Raw genomic sequence first — 14,926 nt, 5'->3', positions numbered from 1 at the left:
CGAACTGCGGTTTGGACTCAAGATGCTCATCGTCTGGATGTGCAAAATCTGACGACTCTCCTCGGTCCCGGTTGCCCAACAGAATAGAAAGATATGCGGAAACGAAGAACAACAAGTCTTGGATTCGCGGCACTGGCATGTGCGACTGCGCTACTCGCAGGATGCACTCCGCAGACAAATGGCCCGCCCATCGAAGGACCGGAGTCGACAGAGGAGCGGACGTACGCCAAACCCATTCCGGAACAACCAGCTTCAAGCACGCCTGCGAACGCTTGTGCGAACTCCGGTGACGGCTTACGACAGCCAGTGTGGACAGACAGCGGCAGCGTCAACGTCAACATTTCGCGTGTGTTCGCAGGCGACCCAGACATGGATGACGTGAGCTATGACGACAGCAAAGGCGACGGTTGGGAGAACTACTCACACGACTTCGATCCGAAACGCCTCATCATCGTCGCGCTGAAGAGCTCGAATTTGCCGCTAAAAGGAGATGACTTAACCAGCTTCACGTTCCAACGAACAGAACGCAAGAACGGATTCACCACTTGCGAGTCCCCTCTTGACACCGACGTACGTTTCATCGGTGCTCGCGATGCAGGCGACGGATTGTCTGCATCAATTTGGGAGGTCAAGTCCGATGATGATTTCTTCGACAGCGACGGCTTCGGCCGCGCCCTTCTAGACATTCGCCAGGCGCATATCGAAGGGATGGCGGACCGCTACGTGAAGCGTCCCGAACGCGTCGAGAGCGAGAGAGCCACAGCACCAAGGCGGGCTCCCGCTTTCGACGATCTGCAGTTCTATTTCAAGAACCGCTGAGTGTTCAACTGGCCTCCGGGTACCACAGCTGTCCGTTGTAGGGGTTGTGAATGAGCTGGTCGACACCCTTCGTCCCGGCCGAGTTGCCGTCGTCGTGGAACGTGGGCTCGAACTCGAAGAACTGATCGATCGCCCAGTTATCCGGCATCGGCTGTCCGAGGTTCCCCGTCCACCCGTACGACAAGTTGCCGACGTAACTCGCAGACCCCAGGCCCTACTGTTCCATCCGATTGCAGACTGCCCGCGGCCCATAGACGCCGATCGGGTTCCCGCCAAGCGCTGTGGTCTCGGCATCGAGCTCCTGGAAGTAGGGCACGATCAGATCGTCGATCGTGTCACCGAAAGCGCCGAAGTCGACAGCGAAATAGATGTTGACGTTGCCCGGGATGCCGAGAGCCTCTGCCCGCGTGTGGGCAGCCTGCGCGTCGGTTGTTCCGCGGCCTGAAATGAAGTACGCGGCATCGTTCGCAGACGTCTGCCAGATCGGCGCGATTCCGAAGCCGACCTCGCCGCTTTCAAGAAGCCGGCAACCTTTCATGCGACGTTGGATGCGGGGCTTTAGCCGCGATAGCGCCATCGGCGAGCAATAAGGACCAAGGGGATGACTGCGACAACAATCATCAAGACAGGGGCAGTCGAGAGCGCTGATACGGCAACCCCTGCCGCTATAGCTGTAAGCAAACCGTCGAGGGCCCACATGGCTCTCGTCAGCACCATCGGATCCCCCATTGGCGAAGGAACCGATGCGAGGAATTGGACCGGCATCGGACCTTTCAATGCGCTCATGAGAATGGAGGCAACTGTCAGGACTGACAAACTGACCGTGGACACCAATACCTGAAGAATCGATCCGCTAGTCAGCTGCACACCGATCAAACCACCGATCGTGGCGACGACAGCACTGACGAAGATCGGAAAGATCACATGAACACTAATGAGAAACCGATCACTGATACCGTACAGAGGCAGATCTGAGACTTGTGCGGCACCGTGTCGAAGACCATCGGCAAGAGGGCCTACGCCCATATAGCTCAACGCACCGGCGCCTAGCCCGAGAGGCGCTGCCAAGGGCCCCAGGGACGATCCGAACCCCACAAGCAAACCGGTACCAAAGACGCAAACGAGGCTGGTCAATAGTCGGATTGGACTTCTCAATGACGCGTACAAATCACTTCTGGCGATGGTGATCCAGACATGTCGCGACGGCCGCACCGCTTTCATCGTTCGTAGCAGCCGTGGAGGTTCTCGATAGATTGAGGAAGCTTGGCCAAACTCCATGATGAACACCTGCGCTTGTGCTTGCGCCAAGCGAATAGAGCGTTTGAGCAGATCGTCAAATTGCTGAGTTTCCAGCATGCGAGGTATGCAACATACTCCGACCACAACAAACGCTGCCCAAGCTATCAACGCGATGGCCGCCCCTGGGCCACTGGACAAGATCTCTGCCGGCCATGCTTGCCACGCGCCAGGGACGAACAGAACACAACCGCCCACAGCCAGCAATACAGAGGCGGCCACAGCGGAAGCTCGCGGAAAAGTTTGGCTCGTGACCCAAAGACAAAAGACGACGATGGCAGTGCAGAGCCAAGACACCACGACCAGTGCCGCGTCCAGGGCAGAGATGATGCCAGTCGTCCACATACTGGTTGCGACCAAAATGGAGGCCGCTATCAACATCCCCAACACGCACAACGCCGCGATTGATAGCGGGCGCCGATACGTTGTGAGTCGAGGAATCTCACTACCGGCAAGCGCATATGTGAGAAATGGGGGCAGGGTCGCGGGGCCCTGAAACCGGCCACCCCAAAGGGCGGCCACGCAAACAATCACGGCGACTGCGAACGCCGTTCGCTCTGCCACTGGTGAAGCGAGAACTGCACTGGCAGTCGATGAAACCAGGGATAGGAATAGAAGACGAATTATGGGTACTAGACAAATAACAGACAGTAGAATCACAGCGTAGATAATGAACCCCACGTCGCGCCGAGGTTCGGGGTGGTCGCTGTCAACCGTCCTGTTTCTCCAGATCGACATCGCCGCGGAGTACTGCGACCTCACGTCGTTACATCCAGACTGAGGACACGGTCTCCCAGGTCATCAGCCAGACGAGAGCTGTGCGTGGCCACCACAACGGTGACGCCATCGTTTCTCAGTGCCTGAAGAACATGAGACACAATACCCAAGCGCTCATCATCAAGTCGTTGCTCGGGTTCATCGACGATCAGAACGTCGAACGGTCGCGCAAGCACAAGACTCAATCCGAACAATTGGAGTTGTCCGGACGAAAGTTCATGAGGAAAGCGCAAGGATAGTTGTGATAGCCCGAGCTTGTCGAGGACGCTGGATGTGACATCGTCAGCATCTGCAGACCGCGGGAACCACGTGGTTGACACAAGTGCGACATGGTCGCGGACAGTGAGGTCCGAGGACATCGGCGGAAGGCCGATCATGGCAGCGACTGTGCGGCGAAAAGTTCGACTTCTCGTATCCGGCACGCTTCCGTTGATCAAAACCTCACCATCTGTAGGAGGCAGGGCTCCTGCGAGTAAACGAAGCAACGTTGACTTCCCAGAACCGTTGTGACCACGGATCGCCAGAGCTTCTGCCTGTGATAATGAGACTGTGGTGGGTCTCAACAGAGGTACCTCGCCCGCAAACACACTGACGTTATTGAGTTCGATCATAAAGCGACTGTTCCACCATCCTGAATGTTTCGTTGTAACAAAATATGTCCTCTGGGTTGCTAACCAACGTCCTGAAGCAAACCGTGACTATGAAGAGGTGCGAGTTGCCGGACGTGGGCTTCAATCAACGCAGTCACCTTCACGTGTTCCATCAATGAGCTCGTTTGCCATGGCGATGGCACCCGGGAGGTTGAATCCAGTCTCTTGAGAGTCCCGGTCCGTGGCCTTGATCCCGACGACGGGCGGAGCGGTAGTCACGTTTGGCCGTTCAAGTAGAATATTTCGCCAATGCTCGATGACAGAGTTGATCCCGGGTAAAGCTTCGCACAGGATGATCGGCAGATGGGTGACCTGCATCATCGTCAAAGCTGGCGAGTCGCTGCGTCCCTGTGCCAGTCGCATTACAGTGTCTAAGCTGGCGGGGAAGACAATAATGCAATCCGAGTCTCCAGTGCGTCCTTCCCTCCAGTCTTCACTCTTAGCATCGTCCCACTCGTCTTCCCATACCTGTCCGTTGCACAGACCTACGATCGCGTCTTTCGTCACGAAACGCGAGGCACTTCGAGAGATAGAAGCGTTCACCACGACGTCCTTATTGATATGCCTGAACCAGTGAATCCACCAAGGAACGAGCGCGGCTCCGATCGATCCTGTGATGTGCAGATGCACCTCAGAACCGTCGTAGACGCCATATTCTCCGACATCGGTGGTCATCCTGTCACCCCCTCAGCATTGACGGCCAGCCACTGCGAGACGAGGATCGGCTGCATACGTTCGCTTTCGGGCGCCGATGGGACATAATTCATCAGTAGATATTGAAATCGTGGTCCAACAGCGTCCTGTAATAGGCCCCGGCAGGTATCTGCGACCAGTTCATAGGGGAGACTTTTGAAGATCCAGTCGAGTCCCGCGTAATTATCGCGCATCACGGTCAACTGTTGCATCGCATCGAAGAGCGCTTTCGGGCCGCGACTTCGTGGATTGATGAGGACATTAAAAGTACTGTGATGGACGGGTGGGGTGACATCTTTCCAATTGCTGACCAGTGTTCCTTCAGTGTCGCGAGTACGCACTAAAACGTGTACGTTCTGGTTGCCGGGTTGGGTGCGAAAAACCTCCAGCCCGGCACCGTCCATCCTCCCACGTATGGACGCATATCCAGGTTGTAAGAATCTGGTGTATTTTGCAGTGTTGTAGCTGCGACATGGGCCCCAATGGCCCCAATCGCAGCGATGCCAAGGGCAGTGCTGACAATGTTAGATTCCACTGACGACTTCCCTCACGATAGTCGCGACAATCTTCGAATGAGACTGATAGCCGATGATCGACCGATGAGACGACTCTTCGACGAGTTCATAAGGTGCAGAGAGTTTATCCGCAAGACCTCGCTGCTGGTCGGCGTTTTCAGCCGAGACAACGACAACACGCGGTGGCCCACTCACACGACTCCACTGTCGATGTCTCGTGCTTCCAGCAGGCGGCCGACCGCCTTCTGCCAGGGTTGCCGTGGGGAAGGACGTTCTGACCTTTCTGTGAGCGGCGTCACCTCGCAAGCATCAGCAGTTGGGAGTTGTGCAATTCCTGCAGCGCGTCATGGCCCTTTAACTCCGGGGTGTTCTGAGCCGGTAAGCGAGGATCACTGCGTGAACACGGTCGCGCAGGTGCAACTTGGCGAAGACCCGGTTCACATGCGTTTTGACCGTAGCCGGCGAGAGGTGGAACGCCTCACAGATCTCCGAGTTCGACAGGCCGGCTGCCATCGAGTGGAACACTTCCCGTTCGCGCGGGCTGAGCTGGTCCAACGGATTGGATGAGCTGGGCTGGTCATTAGCGGCCCGAGCACGTGGAGGGGCCGGGGTGCGCGAAGTGAAGTGATCGACGAGGTACTTGGTAATCCGTGGCTCGACCACCGCCTCGCCCGCGTTGGCCGTCCGCACCGCTGCTCTGACCTGTTCGGGAGCGCTGCTCTTGAGTAGGAAGGCGCTGGCTCCGGCCTGGAGGCCGTCGAAGGCGTACTCGTCGACATCGAATGTGGTGAAGACGATGATCTTCGTGTTCGGATGAGCGGCGGTAATGATCCGGGTTGCTTCAATCCCGCCGATGCCAGGCATCCTCACGTCCATGAGGACCACGTGAGGTCGAAGCTCCCGGACTCGTCGCACAGCTTCCTCTCCCGAAGCAGCCTCACCGACGACCTTCAGGTCGTCGTCCGCTTCCAGCATAAGTGCGTTTCCCATCCGCGTGAGCTCCTGGTCGTCGACGACGAGAATCGAGATCGCGGTGGCTGAATCCGAGGATGCCGAGCTATATGGTTGTGGAGCGCTCATCGTCTGCTGTTCTCCTCGGTAATGTCGCCGATCTTCAGTGTTGCTGTGGTAGCCCAACCGCCTTCGGGACGAGGACCAGCCGTGCTGGTGCCCCCGTGCGCCGCGGCCCGTTCGGTGATACCGACGAGGCCGCGGTGGGCTCCCTGGCTCGGAACATCAGGGGCCGCGCGGCCGTTATCGTTGACGCGGATCGTCAGCTCGTCCCCGGCAACTTCGAAGTCCACATCGACTTGTGTGGCTCCCTTGGCGTAACGCAGTGCATTGGTCAACGCTTCAGTCACTATCCGGTAGACCGTGGTGGCCAGGATTGGGTCGTCGGAGACGCTCTGTCCTTTCCGGGACAGGCGTACCGGTAGACCTGCGATGCGGTAGACATCAACGAGTTCCTCAAGGTCGGGGACGTTGTGGCCCGATCGATGCAGTTCGTCGTCAAGCACCGGATCGTCTTCGCGTAGGACCTGGAGGATGCGCTGCATCTCCGTCAGTGCGGTCCTTCCGACGTCTCCGAGCTTGACCAGTGCCTGAGTCGAACGCTCAGGATGTTTCTCCCAGCCGCTGCTGGCTCCGTCTGCCAGCGCCACCATGGTCGAGAGCGAGTGGGCGACCACATCGTGCATCTCCGCGGTGATGCGTTGCCGTTCGACGACCCGCGCGGTCGCGAGGCGCTCGTTCATCAGTTCTGCCAGCGCTTCCCTTCGCTGCGCCGCACTGCGCACGGCGATGCCCAGAGCCAGCGCGACGAGTGCGAGCGGTTCGAGCAGCGTCGCCGAGTGCGCGGGGCCGTCCCGTACCAGAGCGGCGACGAATGTTCCTAGGGTGGGGAGGATGACGGCGACGGCATAGCCGGTCAGAGCCCACCCGATAGTGCGTGAGGCGGCCACGGTGTAGACCATGACCGCGGCCGGAATCGTCACCACCGTGGGGGAGGACACAGGCAGCATCGCGTCGACCGTGCTGATCACCGCGATGATGACGAGGACCCCTACCGGGAACCTGCGTCTCCACAGCAGCAGCGCGCTCGAGACGCCGGTGCACGCCAGCAACGGCCACTGAGGCCGCTGCGGAGCGATGACGAGCACGAGGATCTGCACGGCGAGGCAGGCAGCCGCGACGAGCAGGTCGATCGCACCTGGCTGGCGCTGGGCGAGGCCGAGCAGTCTGCCGCCGAGGGCACGGTCGACGTCGGCGGCGTCCATCGCCAGCTGCTCGGTGCGCGTGCTCATCGTCCTCCTCGGGCTGTCATAGTCCTTCCTTCCATTGTCCTCCGTGCGCCTGATCGTGCCATGACACCACCGACGAGGTCAGGCGTCGCGCCGCTTGAAGGTGATCGCTGCGATCGCGAAGAGGGCGACCGACCACGCGAGCAGCACCAGGTATCCCGTCCAAGGCCCCAGTCCGCCGGACCCCGGCTGGGCGAACAGTTGCGATCCTGCCTGAATGGGGAAGAAGCCGGTGATCTCGACACCGTGCTCGGTGAACATCTGCGGGATCACGGGCACGATGAGCAGGAGGACGATGACGCCCAGGACGCCGGCGACCACGTTGCGGATGAGCGCACCGACAGCGATGCCGATGATGCTCAGCGTCGCCAGGTACAGCCCGGATCCGAGGATCAGGCGCAAGGCGTCTGCTGGGCTCAGGTCGTAGCTGTACCCGCCGACACCGAGGATCGCGGGGGCCAGTGCGAAGCCGATGGCCGAGCTGACGATGCCGATCGTGAAAGAGATCCCGGCGATGATGGCGGACTTGGCCACCAACACGGGCGTGCGCTGTGGCGCCGAGAGCAGCGTCGTGCCGATCTGGCCGGAGCGGTACTCGTTCGTGATCATCAGCACGGCGAGCACGGCGAGGATGATGCCCACGTAGCCGGTCTTGTCGACGATCATCTCGGGGTAGGCGTCGTAGTCGGCTTTGGGGGAGCTGCGGTCGCGGTAGACGTATGCCCAGGGCATCGCCAGGCCGTTGGCGATGAGCAACAGGAGGGTGAAGGCGGTCAGGACGTGGTTGGACGTGAGGCCGCGGAACTTGATCCATTCGGAGGCGATCGCTCCGCCGAGCCCGACCGGGCTCGGCGCGTCACGTCGTACAGATGCCGTGGTGGTCATCGCAGGGAATCCTTTCGTGATGGGCAGGCCCGGGACGGTCAGGCCGAGGCGAACTCGACGGCGTCGCGAGTGAGCTGGTTGTAGGCCTCTTCGAGGGTCTGGCGCTGCGGGGTTAGCTCGGTGACCAGCGCTCCGACCTCCTGGCCGGCACGGGCGATCTGCTCGGTGCTCAGCCCCTCGACCTCGATCACGTCCTGTTCGCACGAGGTGATCGTGACGTCCGGAGCCGCGAGGCGGGTGTTGAGCTTGCGGACATCCTTCGTGCGCACCCGCACGCGGTCGTCGTCGGGGCCGGTGAGCGCGCTGATGGGGGAGTCGGCGATGATCTCCCCGCGGCCGATGATCACGACGTGGTCGGCGATCAGGGACAGCTCGCTGAGCAGGTGCGAGGAGAGGAACACGGTGCGTCCCTCGGCGGCGAGGGAGCCCAGCAGTTCGCGCACCCAGGTCACGCCTTCGGGATCGAGGCCGTTGACCGGCTCGTCGAGGATGAGCGTGGCCGGGTCACCGAGGAGCGCCGCGGCGATGCCGAGGCGCTGGCCCATGCCCAGGGAGAACCCGCCGACCTTCTTGCCTGCCACTGAGGCCAATCCCGTCGCCTCGAGAACTTCGTCGACCCGCGACCTGGGAATCCTATGGGTCGCAGCGATGGATCGGAGGTAGTTGAGGGCGGTGCGGGATCGATGTGCTGCTCGTGCATCGAGCAGCACCCCCACCGATCCCAGCGGTGCAGGGAAATCCGAGTACGTCATGCCATCGATCCGAGCTCGTCCGGAGGTGGGGCGGTCAAGTCCGACGATCGACCGCATCGTGGTGGATTTTCCAGCACCGTTCGGCCCGAGGAAACCTGTGACCTTGCCCGACTCCACGGTGAAGGAGACGTTCTTCACCGCGAACTTTTCGCGGTATCGCTTCGTGAGTGCTTCGACTTCGATCGTCATCTCAGTTCTCCTGTTCTCTCGCTAGGGGCACCAGCTGTGCGCTGCGTCGTGTTCTCAACGCTACGGATCGTCACGGCACCGACGATGCCAACCACGGGTTGAGGTTCGAGATGTCTCACAGGGCACGCTCTGGCGCTGCCAGCACCCGGCGCAAAACTGGGAAGGTGGCGATCACCCCCAACTGGACTAGCAACATCCCCAGGACAATGCATCCGATAACGGTGAGGAGGAACAGCGGCGCTGTCACCGCCGAGACGCCGACGACCGGGATCACCAAGACGGCTGCGATGACAGCTGGAACCACTGCTGCCACGAGCAGGGGAATACGGATCGCCATCCGACGAGACCGATGCATCACAGGCTGGGACATACCGAGTCGATCGAGGCTGACGTAGAGCGCTCTGCGCTCCATCACAGCGGCAGCTTGGGTCACCCCCACCGAACAGGACACCAACAGGTAGGACACCGCCAGGGCAGCGACCACGACGGTGCGGATGTCGCCGAAGAACTGGATCTGCTCCGGGGTGACGGCATCGGAGACGTTCTGGACCATGTCGAGGAAGCCAAGCACTGAGCCTGCCGGGACCGCGATAAAGCTGGCAAGCGCGACCCCGGAGACCTGCCTCCACGCCGCCTGGGGCGACTCGAGCACCGTCCGCGCCGCAATCAGCGATGCACCATTGTCGGATCGCCGGAGCCGACGCTGAGCGGACCGACCGACCAAGAAGGGGCCGAGGATGTTCAGCACAGCCATCACCGAGACGATGACGAGTACCAGCGCGAGGGTGATGCCCACTGTGCCCCAGCTGGCTGATGTCAGCTGCAGGACCAGGACGGCCCCCGCTACGACGAGCGCGGCGATCACCAGCCGGAGCCAGTGCATCCGCGGGGCGCTCTGGCGCATGCGCACGCCGAGCGGCGAGATCATCACCTGCTTGAGGCTCGCGACCGCGCTGATGAGCGCGACCAGCACGACGCAGCTCGCAAGCACGACGACGAGCGCTGGTGGCAGGATGGCACGATCTATGCCGAGCGTGTTGCCGGCGACCGGTACCAAGGCCAGCGCCGGGGTAATGGGAAGGGCGAGGGCGGCCCCGAGGAGCGCTCCCAGCAATGCGAGCATTCCGGCTTCGACGAGAGCTACTTTTCGGACCCAGCTGGGGGTCGCGCCCAGCAGTCGGAGCGTCGCCAATCGATCTTCGCGCCGGCGAGCTGACAGTCTCGCGGCCGAGCCGCCGAGGGTACTGACCGGGACGACCATGACTGCAAGCATCGCCACCGCCAGGATCCGGTACTGACCGAATCCGCTGGGATCGGGTGCGAACCAGAACGCGTTGGCAAGAGTCGACACCGCAATTGACATTGCAGTGATCACTGCAATGGCGATGACGGGCAGAATGATTTCGGAGGCATCCGTACAAGAGGGACGAATCAACAGCCACAGTGCCGTGCGTTGCCCGGCCCTACGTGCCGAGACCCCGGTCGGTGCCTCATGGGTGCTCATCCGTCGGCCTGCCTGTCCGAGAGCTGCTCGACGATCTGCCCGTCGCGCAGCCGCACCACACGCGAGCACGCCGCAGCGACATCCTTGTCGTGGGTGACCAGGACCAGCGCGCGGCCCTGCTCGGAGGTCGAGCGCAGTAGGAGGGCCAGGACATCGGCCGCGGTTCGGGAGTCGAGAGCGCCCGTGGGCTCGTCGGCGAATACGACCTGGGCCTGCGTGGCTCGCGCCCGGGCGATGGCGACCCTCTGTGCCTGGCCGCCTGACAACTGTCCGATGCGGCGTTGTTCGAGCCCGGTCATTCCCAGCTCCTGGAGCAGTTGGCCGGCTCTGGAGTTCGCTTCGCTCTTCGTCACGCCTGTAAGCAGAAGGGGCATCATCACGTTCTCCATCGCGGTCAGCTCGGGAATGAGCATGCCCTGCTGGAAAACGAACCCGAACTCCTGTAGCCGGAGTTCTGAACGAGCTGGGTCGGAGAGCTCGTCGACCCGAACGATCTGCGATCGGCCCTGCCCGTCCAACGTGCGCAATGCGACGGTGCCGTCGTCGGGCCTGATGATGCCCGCAAGAGCGTGCAGCAACGTGGTCTTGCCGGACCCCGATGGCCCCATGATGGCGACTGATTCCCCGTCGTGGACAGAGAAAGACACCCCGTTCAGGGCGACAGCGTCGCCGTATCGCACCTGCAGGCCGGCCGCCGACAGGCGGGGCACGTGGTTTTGCTGAGAAGGTGCGACGGGGTGCTGGTCATATCGCATAGTTCGCTCGTAGCTCATGATTCGACGCTACGGATCGTTCGCAACCGTCTGATACCAACCACGGGTTGATCCTGGCAGGTCATATCTGTGTGTGCTGTCACGGGAGATACCTGTCACTGGTGCTCTTAGGCGCGGATACAGCGACGACTCCGACATAAGCTGCTCGTGCCGGCCTGCGGCCTCGATCCGTCCGTGGTCCAGGACGTAGATCCGATCTGCGCTCTGAATCGTTTGGAGTCGATGCGCGATGACCACGATCGTGCGAGCACCTGACAGCTGGACGAGGAGCTGCGAGAACTTCAGTTCGTTCTACCCGTCCAGGCTCGAGGTCGGCTCATCGAGGAGGATGATCGGGGTCTGTCGAAGCAAAGCTCGCACCAGTGCAAGGCGCTGGCGTTCGCCGCCAGAGAGGTGCGCTCCCTGTTCGCTGACATCGAGAGCCATTCCCTTGTCCGCGAATCCATTCAGGGCATCGAGACCGAGACCCGTCAGCAGTGCCGGAGCGGCCTTCTCGTCCAACCCGGGATTCCCGATCTCCACGTTCTCTCGGAAAGTCCCGTCGATGATCCCTCCGTTCTGGGGGAGATAGCTGATGTGGGCTCTCACATCCTGCCGGCTCAGTTCCTCAACCAGTCGACCTCCCACGGTGATCTCCCCGGAGCACGGGTCGTAGAAGCAAAGCAACATGGGCGTGTCTCCTTTAGAGATTGCGCGGGTAGGCGGTTATCGCCAGTCATAACCCTTGACGGGCCTGGTAGCCCATCGCAACGCCACCCACGACTCCTTGAGTAGCCTGCGTAAGACGATGATCGCGTTGGCCAAACACACCCATGCCTGCTGGACCCGATCGACTCGATCGAGGACGACCTGCAGGAGCCCGAAGCCCCGAGTATGCCAGGAATTGACGCGCTCGACCTTCCAACGACGGGTGTGGTTGATCTCGATGTAGGTGCCCTTTGGCGAGATCTTCGCCTGGCACCCGAACTCGTCGAGCAACTCACGAGTGACCTGAGAGTCGTAGCCGGAATCGAGATCAACCCGAATGGACTCGGGTAGGAAGAATCCGAACCGGGACAAACACTCCAGAGTCGGACGCAGAAGAGGAGAGTCATGCCGGTTCGCTCCCGCCAGTACCACTCCGATCGGCAGACCGTGGCCCTCGGTGAGCACGGAACGCTTCTGCCCTGATTTGGCGCGGTCTGTGGGGTTAGGTCCGGTGTTGTCGCCACCACTAGGTGCTTTGACACAGCACCCGTCAACGCTGAGGTGGGTGAGGTCGAGACCGATGGCATGGTCAAAGGACTCAAGGACGATGTGCTCGAGGCGGGAGAAGACTCCGGCGGTGATCCATTCGTCACGACGGGCTCGCAGCGTTGTGGCCGAGACCCGATCATCGGCGTGTTTGGTGTAAGCACCGCCGAGAACGAGACGGGTGATGAGCTTGTCGAAGACCACTCGGTCGGGCACTCGAGGTCGGTGACATCCGAGTGGGTGATCATCGCCGATGGTTGGTAGGAGCGTTTCGAATTGGCTCCAGAGAGGGTCGATGACTGAAGATGGAAGTGCTGGCACGGGGAAGCTGTCCTTATGTCTTCGATTGTGATGTTTGCACTTCCATCGAAGCTGACGTTTCCCCGTGTCAGTCTGTTACGACACGCCGGGTGCAGGATACGTACACTTCCCGCCTATCCGCGCAATCGCTTATTGAGGATTTCACTGCTGAGAGCCTGAATGGGTGATTACGCAACGGCGACATCGAGTATTCAGCGACAAACAGCGGGCACGGGTCGAATCTCTACTGCCGTCCAACACAGGCAAGAGAGCCCGCCCATTCGAGAACAATCGCCGTATCGTCGAGGGCATCGTCTACCGATACCGAACAGGTATCGCCTGGCGCGATCTGCCTCGGGAGCACTTTGGTGGCTCTTCGCAAACGAGAGTGTAGGTCAGTGAATTTGAAATAGGGCGAGTCGCTGCCCGGATAGACGTCGAGGTCTTCCGATGATGGAAGTTCTCACACTCGCCATCCGAAAGACCTCGACGTGGACAAGCCTATATTCTCGACCCCTGACCTCACCACATTCGCCCGCCTCGACACCCTCGACCTGACATGCATCGGCCAACACATCACCGCACACAAAGCCGTCTTGAAGTGCCGACCCACCACAGCCGATGACTGGTGCCGGCGGTGTGGCGGCCATGGTGAAGCCAGGGACACTGTTCTACGCCGGCTGGCTCACGAACCCCTCGGACACCGCCCCACGACACTCCACATCCGCCTACGCCGTTACAAATGCTGCGAGTGCGGACACGTCTGGCGCCAGGACACCACAGCCGCAGCACCAGCACGTGCCAAGATCTCCCGTGCCGGACTCGACTGGGCATTGCGCGCCCTCGTCATCGATCACGACACCGTCTCAGTCATCGCTGCGAAACTCGCTGTGTCCTGGCATACCGCGAACTCAGGGGTCCTGGCCGAAGGACACCGGTTGCTGATCAGCGATCCGACTCGCTTCGACGGTGTGTCTGTCATTGGTGTCGACGAACACGTATGGCGCCATACACGACGTGGTGACAAATACGTCACTGTCATCATCGACCTCACCCCGATCAGCCAGGGAACAGGCCCAGCACGCCTACTCGATATGGTGCCCGGACGGTCGAAACAAGTCTTCAAGCAATGGCTGGCCGTCCGACCCAAGGGCTGGCGTGAAGGCATCGAAGTCGTGGCGATGGACGGATTCTCCGGGTTCAAGACCGCAGCCGCGGAGGAACTTCCCGATGTTGTCGAAGTCACGGACCCCTTCCACGTCGTCAAGCTCGCCGGTGACGCCCTCGACGAGGCCCGACGCCGCATCCAGCAAGAAACAACTGGGCATCGGGGACGGGCGAAGGATCCGTTATATCGGGCGCGCAGGACGCTGCATACGGGCACCAGTCTGCTCACGACCAAGCAGCAAGCCAGGATCGTGCGGCTTTTCGCTGACGACAATCTCACTGAAGTCGAAGTCACCTGGAGCGTCTACCAGGACATCGTGGCTGCATGCAGAGCCGAGGACCGCAACGAGGGTAAAAGGCTTCTTCAGGAAGTCATCGATACCCTGGCGTCGGGTCTGCCACCAGGATTGCTCGAGCTGAAGCGGTTAGGACGAACGTTGAAAAGACGAGCAGCCGACGTGTTGGCGTTCTTCACCAGGCCCGGAACGTCGAACGGGCCCACCGAGGCCATCAACGGAAGGCTCGAGCATCTGCGGGGATCGGCACTCGGTTTCCGGAATCTCACTCATTACATCGCCAGGTGCTTACTCGAATCCGGTGGCTTCAGGCCGCTTCTACACTCTTATTTACGATGAGCCACTTTGGTCCCTGGCAGACAGTATGGAAACGCCACCGCCGCTACGCCGCGGATGGCACATGGGATCGAGTACAGGCCCAAATCCTGGCCGACGCCGACGCTGCTGGGAATATCGATTGGAATATCTCTGTTGATGGCACGAATAATCGTGCCCACCAGCACGCGACGAATACCCGTCGTCCTGCGCAGGACACAGGGGGCTACATCGAATTACAAGAATCTGAACGATGATACCTGCGAACCAGCTGGTCACGGGATTGGACGCTCACGTGGTGGACTGACAACGAAGATCCACCACGCTGTCGACGGACACGGCCGACCATTGGCCATCGTAGTCACTGGCGGCCAACGCCACGACGGAGTGATTCTTCCCCAAGTGCTTGAATCGCCCCGGGGATAATAGAGGCAGGGAGATTGGAAGAAGGAGATTCTCTCT

General features: G+C 60.8%; 16 protein-coding genes and 2 pseudogenes. 4 read left to right on the top strand and 14 right to left on the bottom strand.

The window, feature by feature from the left end:
* Positions 1 to 378 precede the first annotated feature (378 nt).
* Positions 379 to 819, top strand: a complete 441-nt coding sequence (locus ACSE4D_RS12200; RefSeq protein WP_145998005.1) for a hypothetical protein — start codon at positions 379 to 381, stop codon at positions 817 to 819.
* A 4-nt stretch (positions 820 to 823) separates the two neighbouring features.
* Here ACSE4D_RS12200 and ACSE4D_RS12195 read toward each other — a convergent pair whose 3' ends face one another.
* From ACSE4D_RS12195 to ACSE4D_RS12130, 14 genes are all read right to left on the bottom strand, one after another.
* Positions 824 to 967 (bottom strand): hypothetical protein, encoded by a 144-nt coding sequence (locus tag ACSE4D_RS12195; protein WP_170286978.1) that lies wholly within the window; start codon positions 965 to 967, stop codon positions 824 to 826.
* Positions 968 to 1,033: 66 nt separating this feature from the next.
* Positions 1,034 to 1,357, bottom strand: coding sequence for a glycoside hydrolase domain-containing protein (locus tag ACSE4D_RS12190; protein WP_101556170.1), 324 nt, complete (start codon positions 1,355 to 1,357; stop codon positions 1,034 to 1,036).
* 20 nt (positions 1,358 to 1,377) lie between these two features.
* Positions 1,378 to 2,175, bottom strand: coding sequence for a hypothetical protein (locus ACSE4D_RS12185; RefSeq protein WP_426937144.1), 798 nt, complete (start codon positions 2,173 to 2,175; stop codon positions 1,378 to 1,380).
* 698 nt (positions 2,176 to 2,873) lie between these two features.
* A complete protein-coding gene (locus ACSE4D_RS12180) occupies positions 2,874 to 3,503 on the bottom strand; it encodes an ABC transporter ATP-binding protein (protein WP_101556166.1) in 630 nt (209 codons plus the stop codon).
* A 120-nt stretch (positions 3,504 to 3,623) separates the two neighbouring features.
* A complete protein-coding gene (locus ACSE4D_RS12175) occupies positions 3,624 to 4,217 on the bottom strand; it encodes a CypD family RiPP peptide-cysteine decarboxylase (protein WP_101596871.1) in 594 nt (197 codons plus the stop codon).
* Positions 4,214 to 4,639 (bottom strand): hypothetical protein, encoded by a 426-nt coding sequence (locus tag ACSE4D_RS12170; RefSeq protein WP_205751081.1) that lies wholly within the window; start codon positions 4,637 to 4,639, stop codon positions 4,214 to 4,216. Before ACSE4D_RS12170 ends, ACSE4D_RS12175 begins: the two co-directional genes overlap by 4 nt.
* Positions 4,640 to 5,104: 465 nt before the next feature.
* Positions 5,105 to 5,830, bottom strand: coding sequence for a response regulator transcription factor (locus ACSE4D_RS12165; RefSeq protein WP_101596873.1), 726 nt, complete (start codon positions 5,828 to 5,830; stop codon positions 5,105 to 5,107).
* Positions 5,827 to 7,053 carry a sensor histidine kinase gene (locus ACSE4D_RS12160; RefSeq protein WP_426937143.1) on the bottom strand — a complete coding sequence of 409 codons (1,227 nt, stop codon included), beginning with the start codon at positions 7,051 to 7,053 and terminating at the stop codon, positions 5,827 to 5,829. Before ACSE4D_RS12160 ends, ACSE4D_RS12165 begins: the two co-directional genes overlap by 4 nt.
* A gap of 78 nt (positions 7,054 to 7,131) precedes the next feature.
* The gene (locus ACSE4D_RS12155; RefSeq protein WP_436326015.1) at positions 7,132 to 7,935 is read right to left on the bottom strand and encodes an ABC transporter permease subunit; all 804 of its coding nucleotides are present in this window, start codon (positions 7,933 to 7,935) and stop codon (positions 7,132 to 7,134) included.
* 38 nt (positions 7,936 to 7,973) lie between these two features.
* Complete coding sequence (locus ACSE4D_RS12150; RefSeq protein ID WP_193078508.1) at positions 7,974 to 8,876, bottom strand: ABC transporter ATP-binding protein; 903 nt, start codon at positions 8,874 to 8,876, stop codon at positions 7,974 to 7,976.
* Positions 8,877 to 8,991: 115 nt separating this feature from the next.
* Positions 8,992 to 10,380, bottom strand: a complete 1,389-nt coding sequence (locus ACSE4D_RS12145) for an FtsX-like permease family protein (RefSeq protein WP_193078509.1) — start codon at positions 10,378 to 10,380, stop codon at positions 8,992 to 8,994.
* Entirely contained in the window at positions 10,377 to 11,135 is a 759-nt protein-coding gene (locus tag ACSE4D_RS12140; protein ID WP_426937491.1) for an ABC transporter ATP-binding protein, read from the bottom strand. The genes ACSE4D_RS12145 and ACSE4D_RS12140 overlap by 4 nt, the downstream gene beginning before the upstream one ends.
* Before the next feature lie 309 nt (positions 11,136 to 11,444).
* Positions 11,445 to 11,822, bottom strand: a complete 378-nt coding sequence (locus tag ACSE4D_RS12135; protein WP_101573661.1) for an ATP-binding cassette domain-containing protein — start codon at positions 11,820 to 11,822, stop codon at positions 11,445 to 11,447.
* Between the two features lie 36 nt (positions 11,823 to 11,858).
* A complete protein-coding gene (locus tag ACSE4D_RS12130) occupies positions 11,859 to 12,707 on the bottom strand; it encodes an IS5 family transposase (RefSeq protein WP_426937142.1) in 849 nt (282 codons plus the stop codon).
* A 163-nt stretch (positions 12,708 to 12,870) separates the two neighbouring features.
* Between ACSE4D_RS12130 and ACSE4D_RS12125 the strand changes: the two are divergent.
* From ACSE4D_RS12125 to ACSE4D_RS12115, 3 genes and pseudogenes are all read left to right on the top strand, one after another.
* Positions 12,871 to 13,056: pseudogene (locus ACSE4D_RS12125) on the top strand (transposase); the annotation flags it as partial.
* Positions 13,057 to 13,177: 121 nt separating this feature from the next.
* Complete coding sequence (locus ACSE4D_RS12120; protein WP_101573657.1) at positions 13,178 to 14,488, top strand: ISL3 family transposase; 1,311 nt, start codon at positions 13,178 to 13,180, stop codon at positions 14,486 to 14,488.
* Positions 14,489 to 14,493: 5 nt separating this feature from the next.
* Positions 14,494 to 14,884 (top strand): annotated as a pseudogene (locus tag ACSE4D_RS12115) (transposase); the annotation flags it as partial.
* Positions 14,885 to 14,926: the final 42 nt, after the last annotated feature.

It is taken from the genome of Brevibacterium sp. FAM 27836, assembly GCF_051351055.1.
Classification (GTDB): domain Bacteria; phylum Actinomycetota; class Actinomycetes; order Actinomycetales; family Brevibacteriaceae; genus Brevibacterium.
Note: the sequence above shows the minus strand (reverse complement) of the source record. Positions and strands in the feature narration are given on the sequence as shown.

What these genes read in the sequence shown, in the direction of transcription:
- ACSE4D_RS12145 (WP_193078509.1), bottom strand. Translation starts at nt 10,380, where the DNA reads ATGAGCACCCATGAGGCACCGACCGGGGTCTCGGCACGTAGGGCCGGG.
- ACSE4D_RS12155 (WP_436326015.1), bottom strand. Translation starts at nt 7,935, where the DNA reads ATGACCACCACGGCATCTGTACGACGTGACGCGCCGAGCCCGGTCGGG.
- ACSE4D_RS12175 (WP_101596871.1), bottom strand. Translation starts at nt 4,217, where the DNA reads ATGACCACCGATGTCGGAGAATATGGCGTCTACGACGGTTCTGAGGTG.
- ACSE4D_RS12165 (WP_101596873.1), bottom strand. Translation starts at nt 5,830, where the DNA reads ATGAGCGCTCCACAACCATATAGCTCGGCATCCTCGGATTCAGCCACC.
- ACSE4D_RS12160 (WP_426937143.1), bottom strand. Translation starts at nt 7,053, where the DNA reads ATGAGCACGCGCACCGAGCAGCTGGCGATGGACGCCGCCGACGTCGAC.
- ACSE4D_RS12195 (WP_170286978.1), bottom strand. Translation starts at nt 967, where the DNA reads ATGCCGGATAACTGGGCGATCGATCAGTTCTTCGAGTTCGAGCCCACG.
- ACSE4D_RS12170 (WP_205751081.1), bottom strand. Translation starts at nt 4,639, where the DNA reads ATGGACGGTGCCGGGCTGGAGGTTTTTCGCACCCAACCCGGCAACCAG.
- ACSE4D_RS12150 (WP_193078508.1), bottom strand. Translation starts at nt 8,876, where the DNA reads ATGACGATCGAAGTCGAAGCACTCACGAAGCGATACCGCGAAAAGTTC.
- ACSE4D_RS12185 (WP_426937144.1), bottom strand. Translation starts at nt 2,175, where the DNA reads ATGCTGGAAACTCAGCAATTTGACGATCTGCTCAAACGCTCTATTCGC.
- ACSE4D_RS12180 (WP_101556166.1), bottom strand. Translation starts at nt 3,503, where the DNA reads ATGATCGAACTCAATAACGTCAGTGTGTTTGCGGGCGAGGTACCTCTG.
- ACSE4D_RS12140 (WP_426937491.1), bottom strand. Translation starts at nt 11,135, where the DNA reads ATGCGATATGACCAGCACCCCGTCGCACCTTCTCAGCAAAACCACGTG.
- ACSE4D_RS12135 (WP_101573661.1), bottom strand. Translation starts at nt 11,822, where the DNA reads ATGTTGCTTTGCTTCTACGACCCGTGCTCCGGGGAGATCACCGTGGGA.
- ACSE4D_RS12190 (WP_101556170.1), bottom strand. Translation starts at nt 1,357, where the DNA reads ATGAAAGGTTGCCGGCTTCTTGAAAGCGGCGAGGTCGGCTTCGGAATC.